Source organism: Caproiciproducens sp. MSJ-32 (assembly GCF_018918055.1).
Lineage (GTDB): Bacteria > Bacillota > Clostridia > Clostridiales > Clostridiaceae > Clostridium.
This window is the reverse complement of the sequence record NZ_JAHLPS010000082.1, coordinates 1-17,133: the sequence shown is the minus strand read 5'-3', so window position 1 is coordinate 17,133 and position 17,133 is coordinate 1. Positions and strand designations below refer to the sequence as shown.

Here is a 17,133-nt window from a genome sequence, read left to right as displayed (position 1 = left end):
TATAATTGTATTCATGTGAATAGCCTCCTCTATGTTTTGATGTTATATTTGAACATTTCTATCATAACATATGAGGCTATTCTTTTTTATATTTTTTCCTACAATTATTTTACACTAAGTTATTTTATTTAATGATATAATAACACATAAAATATCTTGGGGGATGATAAAATGGTAAAATTATTAAAACTAACAGCAAACTTTATAAATGATTTACATGATGCAGTACTAGATCTTGTTAATCTTGGTAGATATTCTTTAAATGATAAGCAGCTACATTTTATCTTTATGGCAATAATTGGTATGGTAATCTTTGCTTTTACCCAAGTTTTATTTAAATGGCTTTCAAAATATAGCATTACAGCTATATCTTTCATTTATACTATTACAGTTATGATAGTTATAGTCTTTGCTATAGAAATACAACAAAAATTAACTAATAGAGGAAATATGGAATTTGCTGATATAGCTTATGGATTATATGGCTTTTTATATATATTCTGTATTTACTTATTAATAAGGTTAATTATTCATTTTATCAAAAAGACATTAAAAAACATAAAAACAAAAAAATATAAAAACTGTAAAAAAGGGCATGCAATATGAAAAGCTTTCAATTTTTAGATTGAAAGCTTTTTATATCATTCCTCCATCAATTCTAATTATCTGTCCTGTTAAATAGCTACATTCATCATCACATAAAAATAAAACTGCTTTTGCTATTTCCTCCTTATTTCCAAATCTCCCCATTGGTATTTCCTTTTCTAATTCTATTCTGTCTTCTTCACTTAGAAAAGAATTCATCTCAGTATTTATAGCACCTGGTGCTATTGCATTCACTCTAATCCCCATAGGAGCAAGCTCTTTAGCTAAAGACTTTGTAAATAAATTAATACCCCCCTTTGTTGTAGAATATAATACCTCGCAGGATGCTCCAACTTCTCCCCACATAGAAGAAATATTTATTATATTTCCATAACCCCTATCAAGCATATAGGGTAAGGCATGTTTAGTTAAATAAATAGCTCCTAAAAGATTAGTACTTATTATATTAGTAATTTCTTCTTCAGTAGTATCCATAAATAAACTTACAATAGATACTCCAGCATTATTAACTAAAATATCTATTTTTCCAAAATTATTAATAACAAAATCTATTATTTCCTTTGATTTATTAAAATCGCCAATATCTCCTTTTATAAATTTGCCATATCCCCCTAAAGCAATAATTTCTGCTAAGGTTGTTTCCGCCCCATTATCATCCTTTGAATAATTAATCACAACAGTTGCTCCTGCCTTTGCCATCTCTAAAGCTATAGCTTTTCCTATTCCCCTAGATGCTCCTGTTACTAAAGCAATTTTTCCTTGTAAGTTTACCATTTTATCACCTTCTATTTTAAGCAATCTTTTAATACTCTTTCCGCATTTTTATAAAATATTTTATCTATTTCTGTATTAGTAAATTTTTCTTTTAATAAAACTTCTCTTAATATTCCTATTTCGCCTATATCCTTTATTTCAACTTCATTTTCTATTCCATCATAGTCTGTTCCTAGAGCAATAACATCAATTCCTCCTACATTTTTTATATGTTTTAAATGCGCTACCATAGATTCAATAGTAGAAACTTCTGCTTTCCCTAAAAAAGCAGAACAAAAATTAAGGCCCATTACTCCACCTTTATTGGCTAGTTTAACTATCATATCGTCTGTTAAATTTCTTGGATGATTAGTTATAGCTCTTGCATTAGAATGAGTTGCTACAAAAGGCTTTTTACATATATTAACTAAACCATAAAAGCCAGCATCCGATAAATGAGAACAGTCTGGAATTATTCCCAATTTCTCCATTTCAACAACTAATTCTTTTCCCTTTTCCTTTAGTCCTCTATCCTTATATTTAAAGTTAATATTAGGGTAGCCTATGCTGTTTTCAAAATTCCAAGTCAAGGTAATAAACCTTATTCCTAAATCATAAACTTCTTTTAATCTCTCTATCCTTCCCTCTAAAACTTCTCCTTCTTCTATAGATAGAAAAGCTCCTATTTTATTATTAGCTTTTGCTTTATACATTTCTTCTAAATTTGTAACGACTTCAATATCATCAGAATTTTTCTCAATTTCTTTCATTAGCTTTTTATTAATCTTTTTAAATTCTTCATAGGGATTTTCAACTATATTTAACTCTACAAAATGAGCAAATACTTGAGCCAAAGCTCCTGATTTTCTTAATTTAGTTATATCTACCTTACAAATGCTCTCCCTTAATTCTAAATCTTCATACAATAATCTTATTGCTGTATCACAATGTAAATCTATTGAATTCATTATTATTCTCCTTTATTTTTTTATTTTCATTAGATAATCTTCTAATTTCTTTGGTCCATATATTTTCTTTCTTACTACTCTGAGAATTCCTTCCGTATCCGTTTCTATAATCCACTTTACTAAAGTTATATTTCCCTCTTCAATTTCTATGGCAGTCATAGCATAAGGAAGAACACAACAACCATCATTAAAATAAGGTATTTCAGTAGTTTTAGGCATTCTGCTATTATGAGTATGTCCACAAATAATCATAACATCATTTTCTGCTGACCATTTCTCTAGCTTGATATCTATTCTATTACCTTTTTTATTATTTTTTGCCGGACTTGTAGGATCCTTAAAACCTGCAATTCCATTTAAAAATTTCAATGGATATCTCACTAAAAATCTCGACATTTTCCAATACTTTGAATTCATTCTATCAAGTTGATGTCCATGAAAAACAAAAATCTCCTTATTAATGGGAGTAAAAATAAACTTAATTCCCTCATAAAAGCTTAAATTTTTAATAAAGCTTAAAAACTCCCTTCCATAGCGGTGACCATATTTCTTTAAAATTCTGTATTGACTAATATAGAAGTTTTCTTCTCTTTTTATTATATCATGATTTCCATAAAGTATATAAATCCTATTTTCTTCTTTAAATTTATTTAAAATTTTAAACATATCTTTATAAGTATATGCTATTTCAGAAAAATCTTTATTTTTCCATAATTCATCACCATCTCCAATTTCAACATAAATAAAGTTTCTTTTGTAATAATAAGCTAAGGCAGTTTTATAAATATTTTTATTTTGCATAAAAGAATCGAATATTGTTCCATCTCCTCTGTGAACATCAGAAATAAAAACTAAATTATCTTTATAATCAAATTTTATTTCTGGCGCTTCTTTATATAAGTCATATAGTTTTCTCATAAATCTCCTTTAAATAATTATTTAATATTACATTATATGACTTTTAATAACTACTTGATATAAATCACATAGAAATTATTTTTAAGATTTAGATAAAAATAATATTAAATGTACAAACTAATATTAAAGCTTTTGAAAGGAGGTAATTTGGTGAATTTTAAAAATAAATCTTTATTTTTTGCTTTAGCATTTATTTTAATCTTCTTTCTAATACCATCAAAGAAATGCTATCCTTATGAAGATCCAGCTGAAGCAAAACTAAAGGAAGAATTTAAAATATTATTGGAAGATTTATTTGCTAAAAGAAATGCAACAATTTTGTCTGCTGATTTTGATAATTTAAAGGAATTTTATGATTTAAATATCAAAGTAAGTCAATGGGCTTATGAGTATGAAGTAAAAAAGACAAATTATTTAATAAATTGGTCAGAAAAGCAAGCTGTAAAATTTAATAATATCTCTTCAATAATTAAAATTAGAAAGGTTAGAGAAAGAGAAGCAAACCTTTTTGGAGTAACCTGTAATGTAGCAACTGAATATAATTATTCCTACATTGATAGTCCTGATATAAATAATTCCTTTAGAATCGGTACAAATCATTATATTAACCTAAAAAAAGTTGGAGATAAATATATTATTACAAAAGAATGGTATACAGATCCCTTTGCTGATTCTTTAAATAAAAATAAGATAAAATCTGATGAGGTAAGTCAGTATATCTTAGCTCAAACAAAACCAGACTATACTCCAAGTGAAAGAATAGAAAATCTTATTGAATATGCTCATAAATATTGTGGTATTTCATATGATGAGGAATATCTTTTCAAATATAATAGTAAATATAAAAATCATAATCCGGATGGTGGAGACTGTGCAAACTTTGCTTCACAAATTTTACATGAAGGGGCGGGCTTCAAAAAAAATTCAGTATGGAATTATGCAAATGGTGAAGGAACAAAAGCCTGGCTTAATGCTCAAGGTTTCAAAAACTATCTTATAAGCAGCGGTAGAGCTTCATACATAGCTAAAGGTCCTTATTCAAAAATTTATAAAGCAGCCTTTAATTTACGTCCTGGAGATATTGTAGCCTATGAAAAGAAGGGACGAATTACTCATGTATCAACAGTCACAGGCTTAGATTCAAAGGGATATCCCTTAGTAACCTGCCATAATACAGATAGGCTTTTAGTTCCTTATGATTTAGGCTGGAGTAATGATAATATAACCTTTCATTTAATACATGTACACCTCTGATCAATTCAAAATTGCTATGAACAATTTCCAATTCAGAAAGGTTAGGAATTTATTATAAACCCTAACCTTTCTTCCTATTATTGATTTACTTTTATTAATTTTGCTATAAAAAAACCTTCCATATATTCATTTGGAATAATTCTCATAGTTTTATTGAGTTCATTATTATAGACTTTTTCTTTATATTTTGTTAAGCCTTTTATTGAGTTTTTTAACTCTAAATCTATTTCTTCTAATTTCAAATCCTTATATTTATTTAATATATAATCTATAACTTCTTCATTTTCATAAGGATTTAAAGTACAAGTAGAATATACAATAATACCTCCTGGTTTTAAGGCCTTATAGGCACTATCTAATAACTTTTTTTGAATTTTAGTTAAAGATAATATTTTTTTCTTATTCCAAGAAAGAAATTTTTTATTCTTTTTTAAAGTAATTATCCCTTCTCCACTACAAGGAGCATCTAGTAATATTCTATCAAAGTAATTATTAAGCCTTTTACCAATTGTTCTTCCATCAGTTCCTAAAACTATAACAGAAGAAGCTCCCTGCTTTTCAATGTTGTATTCCAATCTTTTTCTACGTACTTCATTTATATCATTTGCTAAAATAGTTGCCTTATTATTTAATAAATCAGCAATATATAGACTCTTGCCTCCAGGCGCAGCACACATATCTAAAATAGTTAAATTTTCCTTTAAATCTAAAAATAACGGTGGAAGCATAGAAGATATATTTTGAACATATATTTTCCCCTGCTTGTAAATTTCTAAATTTCTTAAGGTGCTTTCCTTAGTTCCCTTTGCTATAAAAGCATTTTTAATAAAAGAACAATTTACAGCCTTTATTTTATTTCTATTTAGTTCATTTACAATTACACTAACATTTCCTTTTAATGTATTTACTCTAAAACTAGTATATCTTCCTTTTATAAAACTTGAATAAATCTTGTCTAACTGTCCATTTGAATAAATATTCTCTAATATTTCAATAAATTCATTAGGTAAGTTTCTCTTTACATCTTTAATTGACATTAAACCCCTCCCAAACCTTCATAATAATATATTACTTTTAAAGATCTATTATTATGAAGAAGGGTTATATAAAAAGTGCGAATATAGAGCTTTTTTCATCAACTCATATTCGCACTTTAAATACTATTCAATTAAAAATATAAAGGATGCTTCTTACATAATTTATTAACTCTATCTTTTAAATTTTGAATGTCTGCTTCCTCATTAGATAAAGCATCATTTATAATTGAAGCTATTTCTTTCATATCTTCAGTATTAAATCCTCTTGTAGTAACTGCAGGAGTTCCTATTCTTATTCCTGAAGTTATAGAAGCTTTTCTAGTTTCATTAGGGACTGTATTTTTATTTACAGTTATTCCTATAGCATCTAATAATATTTCTGCATCTTTTCCTGTAATATTTTTATTTGTTAGATCAACTAACATTAAATGATTGTCAGTTCCATTAGAAACTATCTTAAAGCCATATTTTTGTAGTTCCTCAGCCAGAGTTTTTGAATTTAAAACAACTTGTTTAATATATTCCTTAAAACTTGGATCTAATGCCTCTTTAAAACATACTGCTTTAGCTGCTATTATATGTAGCAAGGGTCCTCCTTGAATTCCAGGGAATATAGTCTTATCTATTTGCTTTGCATATTTTTCCTTGCAAAGAATTAATCCACCTCTTGGTCCTCTTAAAGTTTTATGAGTTGTAGAAGTTACAAAATCTGCATAAGGAACTGGAGAAGGATGTTCTCCTGCTGCAACAAGGCCAGCAATATGAGCCATATCAACCATAAAATATGCATTAATTTCATCTGCAATTTCTCTAAAAGCCTTAAAATCAATAGTTCTTGAATATGCACTAGCTCCAGCAACAATTAACTTTGGTTTATGCTTTAATGCCAATTCTCTTACTTCATTATAATCTATAGTTTCAGTTTCTTTATTTACCCCGTAAGAAATAAAATTAAATAACTTTCCTGAAAAATTTACACCTGATCCATGAGTTAAATGCCCACCGTGACTTAAATTCATACCTAAAACAGTATCTCCAGGTTCTAGAATTGACATATAAACAGCCATATTTGCCTGAGATCCCGAATGAGGCTGAACATTTGCATGTTCCGCAGCAAAAAGTTTTTTAGCTCTTTCTCTAGCCAATTCTTCAACTTGATCAACAATGTGACATCCACCATAATATCTATTATTAGGATAACCCTCAGCATACTTATTAGTCAAATAAGATCCCATAGCTTCCATAACTGCCTTTGATGCAAAATTTTCAGAAGCAATAAGTTCTATTCCATTTTGCTGCCTATTTAATTCCATTTCAATTAGTTCATATATTTCTCTATCATTTTTAGAAATTTCTTCAAAATTCATGTTATCACCCTTTTCACTTTTTAGTAAAATTATATATATAAATTCTACAATAATCAAATAATATTTTTCTTTTATATTTCTTTTTACAAAATATATTCTTTATTTTTTTAGAATAAATAAAACAAGATGATGAAAATGTCATTTTTCATCATCTTGTTTTATTTGTTAAGTATTTATATTTTACAAAATTATTCTTCTATTGAAATAGCTGATACTGGACATCCTTCAAAAGCTTCTCTTGCAGCATCTTCATGTTCTGCTGGTATTGTTCCTTCTATAGCTTGAGATACACCAGTTTCTAATGAGAAAACTTCTGGACATATACCTTCACATAGTCCACAAGATATGCATGTATTTTCATCAACGAATGCTTTCATTTATTTTTCCTCCTTAAAATCAAACAATAAATTTAATTGATTAATATAAATATATTATTAAATAATTATTTATTTTTGTCAATAATTTTTATTAGATAATAAATAACTAAAAACATTCCAATATTATAAAAAATTGAATCTATTAGTTTTTAAATCGTAGTATTCTGATAAAAATACTACGATTTTTTTATTAATTATTTTTTATTTATAATAATTCAATACCATATTCTTTACATACACTTAAATTTTTTTCATCCCAAACGCTGGCTTGAACTTCACCAATATGAGCCTTATTTAAAAAGTACATACATATTCTTGATTGACCAATTCCTCCACCTATTGTATAAGGAAGTTCCCCATTTAAAAGCATTCTATGGAATTTTAATTGTCTTCTATCGTCATTTCCTGATACTCTTAATTGATAATCTAAAGCCTCTTCATCAACTCTTATCCCCATTGATGATAATTCAAAAGCCCTATCTAAAAGAGGATACCATAATAATATATCTCCATTTAACTTCCAATCATCATAATCTGGACTTCTTCCATCATGCTTTTCTCCTGATTTTAACTTATCTCCTATCTGCATTACAAATACTGCTTTATGCTCTTTACATATTGCATCTTCTCTTTCTTTTGGTGTTAAATCTGGATATAAATCCTCTAATTCTTGAGTAGTTATAAAAAATATATCTTCAGGAAGTTTATTTTTACCTTTAATTAATTCACTGTTTACAAATTTTTCTGTTTCTAAAAGCACATTATATATTGATTTAACAGTTTCTTTCAGAGTATCTATATTTCTATCTTCTTTTCTTATTATTTTTTCCCAATCCCATTGATCTACATATATAGAATGTAAATTATCTAATTCTTCATCTCTTCTTATTGCATTCATATCAGTATATAGACCTTCATTTACCTTAAATCCATATCTATGAAGACTGTATCTTTTCCATTTAGCTAGGGAATGAACTACTTCAACTTCCTTTCCAGTTGCAAGTAAATCAAATTTAACTGGTCTTTCTACTCCATTTAAATTATCATTTATTCCACTTTCTCCTTCTACAAACAAAGGGGCTGATACTCTTACAAGATTAAGAGCTTCTGATAATTTTTTTTCAAAAAAATCCTTAATTTTTTTAATGTTTTTTTCTGTTTCAATTAGTGTTGTGTCACTTTTGTAGTCCTTTGGTATTATTATTCCTTCGATTTTCATTTAAATTCCTCCTTTATTTTTTACTAGATTTTTAATTCTTATATAAAAAACTTCCATCCTTATATAAAAATATATAAGGATGGAAGTATATTCCATGGTGCCACCTTAATTTACTATCATCTCACAACAATAGCCTCTTCGAGTACGGGATTTTAAAAAATCTTATACTCTATCACTATAACGGGTGAACCCGGTACTGCCTACTGGTTGTTATCTTTCGGAGTACGGCTCCGAGATGTTATTCAAATTAACTACCTTATTCTACTCTCAGCTATGTAGAACTCTCTGTAAAGGATCATTAATTTTACTTCTTCTCTTCATTGCCTTTTAATAAATTACCTATTTAACTTCTCGCTGAATTTCTTGTTCATTATAATATCATCTAATTTTTTAATTGTAAATACTTTTTTTAATTTTTTTATTTTACAAAAGTATTTATGGTTTTAATCAATTCCTTTAAAGCTTTTTGTTCTTTTGAATCCTTCTCTATACCTAAACAATTGTTAGCATAATATTCAATAGTTAAACCGCCAACTTTATTTATTGCTGATCTTATAGCAGATATTTGGACAAGTACATCAGGGCAACAAACATTTTTCTCCATCATTCCTTGAATTCCTTTTACTTGCCCTTCAATTCTTTTTAATCTAAGAATTATATCTTTTTTTAATTTTTCATTTTCTAATTCCATTACAAACCTCCCTATATTTCTATACCAATACGGGGTACACAGTTTATTATATATAATTTATCTACAAAATACTACAGAATTATAATAAATCTATTTTTATGTATTATTCTAAACCTTTATTTTTAATAAAATTTATTTTTGAGCTTGTTTTATTTTTATAAAATAAAAGCTTAAAAATTACAACAAAAATTAATGTTAAAGCTATAATTATTATGGCATATAACTTAAAAAGCTCTTCTGGTAATACTTTAATTATTGGATCCGTTTTTTCATCAAAAATCCAGTAATCATTATTAAAAAATATCTTATGAAACACAACAAAAGCTTTTGAAAAATTAGTAACAATTACAACTAACAATATTCCAAAGCTTGTTATTAAAATATTTGCAGCTCTATTAAATATTTTCAGCATTTCATTTTTTTCATATTTATGTTTTTTTATTAATGTATGTATAAGAAAAATTATCATAGATATAATAACTATAAAATATATTCCCAAAAATATATTTTTCACTTCATAAAAATGAAACTCTCCTGATTTGCTCATTATAAAATTATTAAATTTAAGCTTTTTTATAAAAGGATTTTGTAAATACTTAATTAAACTTTTGTAATCTTCTAATAACATTTCCTTAGTTATGTCCACTTTACTTAAAAGATCATATTTACCTATGGCATAAGAATAAATACTTTTTATATTTAATGCTATAAGCACGCTTATACAAAGTGTAAATAACGCAGCAATAAAAGATAGAAGTATATCAACTAGAAATTTTAATATTCTTTTCATAACCTTCTCCATTGATCAATTTAAAATTATAATTTAATCATTCTTAACCACATTTTTATGATAGATAAAAGCTATAATTAAAACAGAAAAACTTATTAAAAGATATAAGATTAATAAAGGATTACTAAAACTTCCTACTAAAGTTATAATTGATCCTAACGTAGCTAAAATAGGATTTACTTTACCTCTCCATATTCCCTTAACTTCACCTTCAAGCCCCATTTTAAAGACCTTAAAATATAAAAGTATGTATAATAAATAATTTACAACTATAGATATTTCTGATACATCTCCATTAGGCATCAGATTATATTTTTGTGTTATATAGTGAACTAATAACCAAATCAATGAAATTATATAAGATAAAACAGCTGATTTTATTGATACTGAAAATTTTTCATTTATAACTCCAATCCCTTTAGAATTAGGTATCATATTTCTAATCGCTAAAGAATAAGGCATCCTTATATAGCCTAAAATTAATCCATTTAATGTACCGATTATTGAAATTACAACAAAAGTAATAATTATTTTTCCTCCTAATGGTCCAAATATTCCATTAGCTGCTATATCTACATGAGCATCTCCTAAAGCCATTATTTGTTCAGGCCCAACATAAATGCTTATTCCAACAAAGTATAGCACATAAATTAACACTATAAAAATTGGAGCTATAATTAAAGCCTTAGGTAAATTCTTTTTAGAATCTTTAATTTCATGAGCAATTGAAGTTGATATTATCCATCCATCTAAAGAAAAAGCTATAGGAGCTATTGCCGCAATCCAAGATATAGAATCAGCATCCATAAAATTATTAACACTGATACTTTGAGTATTGCCAAATATTACTCCTGAAATAGCAATTAATAATAAAGGGATAATCTTAATTATAGTTGATGCATTTTGAAAAAAACCTCCAAGAAATTTAGAACAGATATTTATAAGATACAATAAAGTAGCAATTCCTAAACCTATTAAACATTGTAATAATAAGCTTCCTTCTATACCAAACAGTATACAAATATATACTCCTGCAACCCAAGATATTACCGCAATTAATGAAGGGAAATATACGAATGTATGAAACCATCCAAAAGAACAAGCAAATGATTCACTATATGCATTTTCAGTATAAGTGATTATTCCTCCTGCTCTAGAATCTCTTGATGCAAGCTCTCCAATTGTTAGTCCACCAAAAATAATTCCTAAAGCAGCAATAAAGAAAACCAATACTCCTAAATATATGCTTCCCCCTGTTGCTATTAAAATATTATCACTTTTAAAGAAGATCCCTGACCCAATTACAATTCCAATAATCATAGCAATTGAAGTTAACAATCCATATTCTTTCTTTTTACTTTCCATTTTCCTTTTCCTTCCTATTACTTACTAACATATTATCAAATAAGATACACTTTAATAATTTTAGCATTTTCTTTTTAAAAATACACTTTTATAAAACGATTACATTATAAAATTAATAATTAATAAATATATCAAAATATTTATATTGTATTTTTTAACGCTATATGTTAATATATTTTTAAATTATTCGGACTAATTATATTATTTTGTCAACAAAATTGATTATAATTTAAATTATTAATATTTTGATGTTAGGGGGATATTTATTATGAACAAAAAATTATTATGCAGCGTACTATCGCTAACACTTGGATTATCATTACTTACAGGTTGTTCTTCATCTGGGGCTAGTAATGAAGATGTAATAAAAATTGGAGGATTGGGACCATTAACTGGTGATGCAGCAACTTATGGACAATCAGTTAAAAACGGTGCTCAATTATATGTAGATGAGATTAATAATGCTGGCGGAATCAACGGAAAGAAAATTGAATTAATTTTCGAAGATGATCAAGCTGATCCAAATTCTTCAATGCAGGCATTTAATAAATTAGTAAATAATGATAAGGTAGTTGGTATTGTTGGCCCTACTACTTCAGGTGCTGCTTTGGCAGTTGCTCCTAATGCAACCAGTCAAAAGATTCCAATGATAACACCTTCTGGTACAGAACCTACAATTACTGTAAAAGGTGGAGATTATGTATTTAGAGGATGTTTCATTGACTCTTTCCAAGGAGAAATGCTAGCTAAATATGCTAAAGAAAGTTTAGGAAAAACAACAGCCGCAGTTCTTTATAATGCTGGTTCTGATTATTCAAAAGGAATAGCTGATGCCTTTAAAGCTAAATTTGAAGCTTTAGGTGGTAAAATAACTGATTATTCAAGTTATAACAACGGTGATACTGACTTTAATGCTCAGCTTACTAGCATTAAATCAAATAATCCTGACGTACTAGTTCTTCCAGATTATTATAATGTTGTAAGTTTAATTGCAAAACAAGCTAGAGATAATGGTATTACATCTCAATTCCTAGGTGGAGATGGCTGGGAATCTGAAGAACTTGCTACTATCGGTGGAAATGCTGTAAATGGCGCTTTATATTTAAACCACTACTATTCTGAAGACGAAGATGAGCAAGTTAAATCCTTTGTTGATGCTTATACAGCAAAATACAATGCAGCACCAGATGCATTTGCAGCTTTATCATATGACAGTACTAGAATTTTACTTGATGCTGTTGCAGCAAGCGGTGATTATAGCCCAGAAAAAATAATTGAAGCTATGAAAGCTACTGATCTTGACAATGTAACAGGAAAAATTACTTTTGATGAAAATAGATCAGCAGTTAAGAGTGCAACAATAATCAAAGTTGATGGAGATAAAAAAGTTTTAGTTGACAAAGTTAACCCTTAATAACTCTTATTTAAAACAATAAACAGGAGGAGTAGCAATGGAATTTTTACAACAACTTTTAAACGGACTGGCTTTAGGTAGTGTTTATGCTCTCCTAGCACTTGGCTACACAATGGTTTACGGAATTATTAATCTTATAAATTTTGCTCATGGTGAAATTTACATGATTGGAGCATTTATTGGATATTTTGCATCCACTACCTTTAATTTATCGTTAATACCAACTTTAATAATTTCTATGATTGGTTCAGCTATTCTTGGGATGATTATAGAAAAAGTGGCTTATAAGCCCCTTCGTAATTCTCCAAGAATAACTCTACTAATCACTGCAATTGGAATGTCATTATTATTGCAAAATGGTATGAGGTTTTTAGTAGGACCTAACCCTAAACCATATAAAGATCTTATTCCTAATAGCTTTATAAATCTAGGAAACGTACAAATAAATTCTAAAACATTACTAATGCTTGGAGTTTCAGCATTGCTTGTTTTACTCCTTCAATTTATTGTATATAAGACTAAAGTTGGATTGGCAATGAGAGCAGCTTCTTATGATATAGAAGCTGCATCATTAATGGGAATAAACGTAAATAACACTATTTCTACTACATTTGCTATAGGTTCTGCCCTAGCTGGGATTGCGGGCGTATTAGTTGCAATAGCTTATCCTAGTATAAACCCATATATGGGAACAATGCCTGGCCTTAGAGCCTTTGTTGCTGCAGTTTTAGGCGGAATAGGAAGCATTCCTGGAGCATTAGTAGGTGGTGTACTTATTGGATTAATAGAAACTTTAACTAAAGCATATATTTCAACAAGTTTCTCAGATGCAATAGTTTTTTCAGTATTAATAATAATACTTTTAATAAAGCCTTCTGGTCTATTAGGTAAGAAGACTAATGAGAAAGTGTAGGTGACATATATGAAAGACATATTAAAAAAGAGTTCGTTTAAAGCTTTAATGGCTATAATAGCTGTTTTTGCTTTATTAAATACTCTAATTCAAACAGGAGTAATAAACTATTATTACAGCGGAATTATTAATTTAATATTAATTAATGTTATTCTTGCTGTTTCTTTAAACCTAATTGTTGGCTTTACCGGACAACTCTGTCTAGGACATGCTGGTTTTATGGCAGTTGGAGCTTATATTTCAGCAATATTAACATTAAAGACTAATATGCCGCTTATTTTAGGAATAATAATAGGAGGCATTATAGCTTCCCTATTTGCTCTATTAATCGGAATACCTACATTAAAACTAACAGGAGATTATTTTGCTATTACTACTTTAGCTTTTGGTGAAATAATTAAAGTTATTATAATGAATATGGATTATTTGGGTGGTGCCAGCGGATTATCAGGAATACCAATAAAAACAAAATTCCCTTTAGCTTTTATATTTACTGTTTTAACAATAGTAATAATTTCTAATATAATTAAATCTTCTCATGGACGTGCTATAATTTCTATCCGCGAAAATGAAATAGCTGCTCAAGCAATGGGGGTTAACACCTTTAAATATAAAATATATTCCTTTGTAATAGCAGCATTCTTTGCTGGTATAGCTGGAGCCCTATACTCTCATTATATTGGCTTTTTACAACCAGCATCTTTTGATTATTTACAATCAATAAATATCTTAGTTTTTGTTGTATTCGGTGGTATGGGATCTTTATCTGGTTCTATAATTTCAGCTTCAATATTAACCTTCTTACCTGAAGCTTTAAGAAGTATAAATGAATTAAGAATGATAATATATCCACTGGCTTTAATTATATTAATGATATTTAGACCACAAGGATTACTTGGAAATAAAGAATTATCTCTGAAAATTTTTAAAAATTTAGCTAATAGGAAGGAGGATAAAGTATGCTAGCAGTTCAAAATTTATCAATAGAATTTGGAGGATTAAAAGCAGTTTCAAATCTTAATTTAAGTATTAACAGTAAAGAAGTTGTTGGACTTATAGGTCCTAACGGTGCTGGAAAGACTACTGTTTTTAATATGTTAACAGGAGTTTACACTCCTACAACGGGAAAAATCTCTTATTTTGGTGAAGATATCAACGGATTAAAACCTTATGCAATTACTGAAAAGAAAATTGCAAGGACTTTTCAAAATATAAGATTATTTTCTGAACTTTCAGTAATTGATAATGTAAAAATAAGCTATAATTATAGAGTAAAATACAATCTTTTTGATTCTATATTTAGAACTAAAAAATTTAGAGATGAAGAAAATAAGATACAAGAAGAGTCTCTTGAACTATTGAAGGCTTTTTCATTAGATAGTAAAAAAGATGAACTTGCCAAAAACTTATCTTACGGTGAACAAAGAAGACTTGAAATTGTTAGAGCTTTAGCTACTAAACCTTCCCTTCTTTTATTAGATGAACCTGCTGCTGGAATGAATCCGCAGGAAACTAAAGATCTTATGGAAATGATAAATTGGATTAAAGATAAATTTAATATTTCTGTATTACTAATAGAACATGATATGAAGCTTGTAATGGGAATTTGCGAAAAAATTGTAGTTTTAGACTACGGTAAAAAAATTGCTGAAGGTACACCAGAAGAAATAAAAAACAATCCAAAGGTTATTGAAGCCTATCTTGGGGAGGGGGCATAAAATTGCTACAATTAAAAAATATTGACTTATATTATGACGGAATACATGCTTTAAAAGATTTATATATAGAAGTTAAAAAAGGTGAAATAGTAACTTTAATTGGTGCAAATGGAGCTGGAAAGACTTCTACATTAAGAGCAATTTCAGGTCTTCACCCAATAAAAAATGGTACTATTACTTATAATGGAAAAGATTTAAAGAAAATTCCTGCTAATAAAATCGTTAGTCTTGGGTTATCCCATGTTCCAGAAGGAAGAAAAATATTTGCTAATTTAACAGTTTATGAAAATCTTTTATTAGGAGCATATTTAAGAAAAGACAAAAAGGAAATTCAAGAAGACTTAAAAAAAGTTTATGAAAAATTTCCTAGACTAAAAGAAAGATTAAAACAGCAGGCTGGAACTCTATCAGGCGGTGAACAACAAATGCTTGCTATTGGTCGTGCTCTTATGAATAGACCTGATATGCTGATTTTAGATGAGCCATCTATGGGACTTGCTCCCCTTGTAGTTAAGGAAATCTTTGATATTATTAAAGAAATAAATAAATCTGGCACTACTATTCTTCTAGTTGAGCAAAATGCTAATATGGCTTTATCTATAGCTGATACAGCTTATGTTTTAGAAACTGGGAAAATAGTATTAAGTGGTACTGCTAAGGAAATAGCAAATAATGACTCTGTCAGAAGTGCTTACCTTGGAGAATAATATAATAAATTATTATTTAAGTGATTTTAAGTTAATTCTTGAAATCACTTTATTTTATATAAATTTATTTTAATAAACTCCTAATAAATACTCTTCTTTTATTTATATATAGTTTATAATATATGTATATAATAACAAGGAGAATTTAAATGAAGGAAATAATTTTGATTTATGTAATTTTAATTAATTTAACAGCTTTTTTAGCTATTTTTATAGACAAGCGTAAGGCAATTCATGGTAAATGGAGAATAAAAGAATCTACTCTTCTTTTTCTTGCAATTATGGGAGGAAGCCTTGGAGAATATATAGGCATGTATACTTTTAGGCATAAAACTAAACATTATAAATTTTCAATTGGATTACCATTAATAATTTTTACACAAATTTTATTAATTAAAAAGCTTATTTAAACATTTTTTATAATTAATACATAAAAGTCTGATTAATACACAGGTTATTAATCAGACTTACTATTTTCATAAATTACATTTCTTTCTTAGCATATAAATTTGAAGTTATAAAATAAGAAATTAATATTATTGTTATTAAGCAAAGTAAAATTAGTATTTTTATTATAATAGAATTTAAATTAATTAAAGGCATTCGTTCTAATAGAAGATTTCCAAAGATCATAGGCGATAAAGATAGAAAAACAATTACAAATCTCCCCTTTTCAAATCCTAATAATAATTCTAAAGGAGTTACAATACACATCATAAAAACTCCTATAAAAACCATTGTCATTCCTAATCCTTCTAAGGATACCATATCATTATTATTTATTTTTTCAAAATAAATTAATAACTTATATACTCCTATTGTTAATGTTATCGATATTAATGTATTTATTGCAACATATAAATAACGCGAAAATATGAAAAAATATAATGTTATTTGTCCTCATAGAAAAGCAAATTCATATAGAAGAATGATGAAAGCTACAAAAGAACATGCTGTTTTACCAAACTTGTTAAATAGAGAGTTTAAGCAGAATACTCCGCGAAAAGCATTATTAACTGATATAACTTATCTGTTT

Annotated in this window: 19 protein-coding genes, 1 pseudogene and 1 other annotated feature; of the genes and pseudogenes, 9 read left to right on the top strand and 11 right to left on the bottom strand. The window is 27.7% G+C overall.

Translation table 11 applies throughout. The features are described from left to right. The first annotated feature begins 171 nt into the window (after positions 1 to 171). Positions 172 to 606, top strand: a complete 435-nt coding sequence (locus tag KQI16_RS09440; RefSeq protein ID WP_216433872.1) for a hypothetical protein — start codon at positions 172 to 174, stop codon at positions 604 to 606. A gap of 30 nt (positions 607 to 636) precedes the next feature. Here KQI16_RS09440 and ymfI read toward each other — a convergent pair whose 3' ends face one another. The 3 genes from ymfI to KQI16_RS09425 are packed head-to-tail and all read right to left on the bottom strand — an operon-like array spanning position 637 to position 3,245. Next, complete coding sequence (gene ymfI, locus KQI16_RS09435; RefSeq protein WP_216433870.1) at positions 637 to 1,380, bottom strand: elongation factor P 5-aminopentanone reductase; 744 nt, start codon at positions 1,378 to 1,380, stop codon at positions 637 to 639. Between the two features lie 11 nt (positions 1,381 to 1,391). Next, positions 1,392 to 2,327, bottom strand: a complete 936-nt coding sequence (locus KQI16_RS09430) for a dipeptidase (protein WP_216433868.1) — start codon at positions 2,325 to 2,327, stop codon at positions 1,392 to 1,394. A 12-nt stretch (positions 2,328 to 2,339) separates the two neighbouring features. Then, a complete protein-coding gene (locus KQI16_RS09425; protein WP_216433866.1) occupies positions 2,340 to 3,245 on the bottom strand; it encodes a metallophosphoesterase in 906 nt (301 codons plus the stop codon). Positions 3,246 to 3,395: 150 nt separating this feature from the next. On the opposite strand from KQI16_RS09425, the gene KQI16_RS09420 reads away from it, so the two are divergent. After that, positions 3,396 to 4,499 carry an amidase domain-containing protein gene (locus KQI16_RS09420; RefSeq protein ID WP_330654194.1) on the top strand — a complete coding sequence of 368 codons (1,104 nt, stop codon included), beginning with the start codon at positions 3,396 to 3,398 and terminating at the stop codon, positions 4,497 to 4,499. Positions 4,500 to 4,576: 77 nt separating this feature from the next. Here KQI16_RS09420 and KQI16_RS09415 read toward each other — a convergent pair whose 3' ends face one another. The 7 genes from KQI16_RS09415 to KQI16_RS09385 form a co-directional block, all read right to left on the bottom strand. Then, positions 4,577 to 5,536 (bottom strand): RsmB/NOP family class I SAM-dependent RNA methyltransferase, encoded by a 960-nt coding sequence (locus KQI16_RS09415; protein WP_216433861.1) that lies wholly within the window; start codon positions 5,534 to 5,536, stop codon positions 4,577 to 4,579. Positions 5,537 to 5,667: 131 nt separating this feature from the next. Then, a complete protein-coding gene (gene glyA, locus KQI16_RS09410; RefSeq protein ID WP_216433859.1) occupies positions 5,668 to 6,903 on the bottom strand; it encodes a serine hydroxymethyltransferase in 1,236 nt (411 codons plus the stop codon). Between the two features lie 188 nt (positions 6,904 to 7,091). Continuing rightward, the gene (locus tag KQI16_RS09405; protein WP_216433857.1) at positions 7,092 to 7,280 is read right to left on the bottom strand and encodes a ferredoxin; all 189 of its coding nucleotides are present in this window, start codon (positions 7,278 to 7,280) and stop codon (positions 7,092 to 7,094) included. Positions 7,281 to 7,485: 205 nt separating this feature from the next. Next, positions 7,486 to 8,499 (bottom strand): aspartate--ammonia ligase, encoded by a 1,014-nt coding sequence (gene asnA / locus KQI16_RS09400; RefSeq protein WP_216433855.1) that lies wholly within the window; start codon positions 8,497 to 8,499, stop codon positions 7,486 to 7,488. A gap of 72 nt (positions 8,500 to 8,571) precedes the next feature. Then, positions 8,572 to 8,829, bottom strand: a binding site (T-box leader). A gap of 88 nt (positions 8,830 to 8,917) precedes the next feature. Next, on the bottom strand, positions 8,918 to 9,190 hold the full coding sequence (locus KQI16_RS09395) for a metal-sensitive transcriptional regulator (RefSeq protein ID WP_216433852.1): 273 nt from the start codon (positions 9,188 to 9,190) through the stop codon (positions 8,918 to 8,920). Positions 9,191 to 9,293: 103 nt separating this feature from the next. After that, the gene (locus tag KQI16_RS09390; protein WP_216433851.1) at positions 9,294 to 9,980 is read right to left on the bottom strand and encodes a TIGR01906 family membrane protein; all 687 of its coding nucleotides are present in this window, start codon (positions 9,978 to 9,980) and stop codon (positions 9,294 to 9,296) included. A gap of 33 nt (positions 9,981 to 10,013) precedes the next feature. After that, a complete protein-coding gene (locus KQI16_RS09385; RefSeq protein WP_216433849.1) occupies positions 10,014 to 11,345 on the bottom strand; it encodes an APC family permease in 1,332 nt (443 codons plus the stop codon). Positions 11,346 to 11,613: 268 nt separating this feature from the next. Between KQI16_RS09385 and KQI16_RS09380 the strand changes: the two genes are divergently transcribed. The 6 genes from KQI16_RS09380 (at position 11,614) to KQI16_RS09355 (ending at position 16,507) form a co-directional block, all read left to right on the top strand. After that, positions 11,614 to 12,759 carry an ABC transporter substrate-binding protein gene (locus KQI16_RS09380; protein WP_216433847.1) on the top strand — a complete coding sequence of 382 codons (1,146 nt, stop codon included), beginning with the start codon at positions 11,614 to 11,616 and terminating at the stop codon, positions 12,757 to 12,759. A gap of 37 nt (positions 12,760 to 12,796) precedes the next feature. Beyond that, the gene (locus KQI16_RS09375; protein ID WP_216433845.1) at positions 12,797 to 13,672 is read left to right on the top strand and encodes a branched-chain amino acid ABC transporter permease; all 876 of its coding nucleotides are present in this window, start codon (positions 12,797 to 12,799) and stop codon (positions 13,670 to 13,672) included. A gap of 9 nt (positions 13,673 to 13,681) precedes the next feature. After that, positions 13,682 to 14,638, top strand: coding sequence for a branched-chain amino acid ABC transporter permease (locus tag KQI16_RS09370; RefSeq protein WP_216433843.1), 957 nt, complete (start codon positions 13,682 to 13,684; stop codon positions 14,636 to 14,638). Continuing rightward, positions 14,632 to 15,390 carry an ABC transporter ATP-binding protein gene (locus KQI16_RS09365; RefSeq protein ID WP_119864706.1) on the top strand — a complete coding sequence of 253 codons (759 nt, stop codon included), beginning with the start codon at positions 14,632 to 14,634 and terminating at the stop codon, positions 15,388 to 15,390. Before KQI16_RS09370 ends, KQI16_RS09365 begins: the two co-directional genes overlap by 7 nt. A 2-nt stretch (positions 15,391 to 15,392) precedes the next feature. Next, positions 15,393 to 16,097, top strand: coding sequence for an ABC transporter ATP-binding protein (locus KQI16_RS09360; protein ID WP_216433841.1), 705 nt, complete (start codon positions 15,393 to 15,395; stop codon positions 16,095 to 16,097). Between the two features lie 149 nt (positions 16,098 to 16,246). Continuing rightward, positions 16,247 to 16,507, top strand: coding sequence for a DUF1294 domain-containing protein (locus KQI16_RS09355; RefSeq protein WP_216433839.1), 261 nt, complete (start codon positions 16,247 to 16,249; stop codon positions 16,505 to 16,507). A gap of 73 nt (positions 16,508 to 16,580) precedes the next feature. Here KQI16_RS09355 and KQI16_RS09350 read toward each other — a convergent pair whose 3' ends face one another. Beyond that, on the bottom strand, positions 16,581 to 16,916 hold the full coding sequence (locus KQI16_RS09350) for an ABC-2 transporter permease (RefSeq protein ID WP_330654195.1): 336 nt from the start codon (positions 16,914 to 16,916) through the stop codon (positions 16,581 to 16,583). 46 nt (positions 16,917 to 16,962) lie between these two features. Here KQI16_RS09350 and KQI16_RS09345 point away from each other — a divergent pair. Continuing rightward, positions 16,963 to 17,133: pseudogene (locus KQI16_RS09345) on the top strand (IS3 family transposase); the annotation flags it as partial.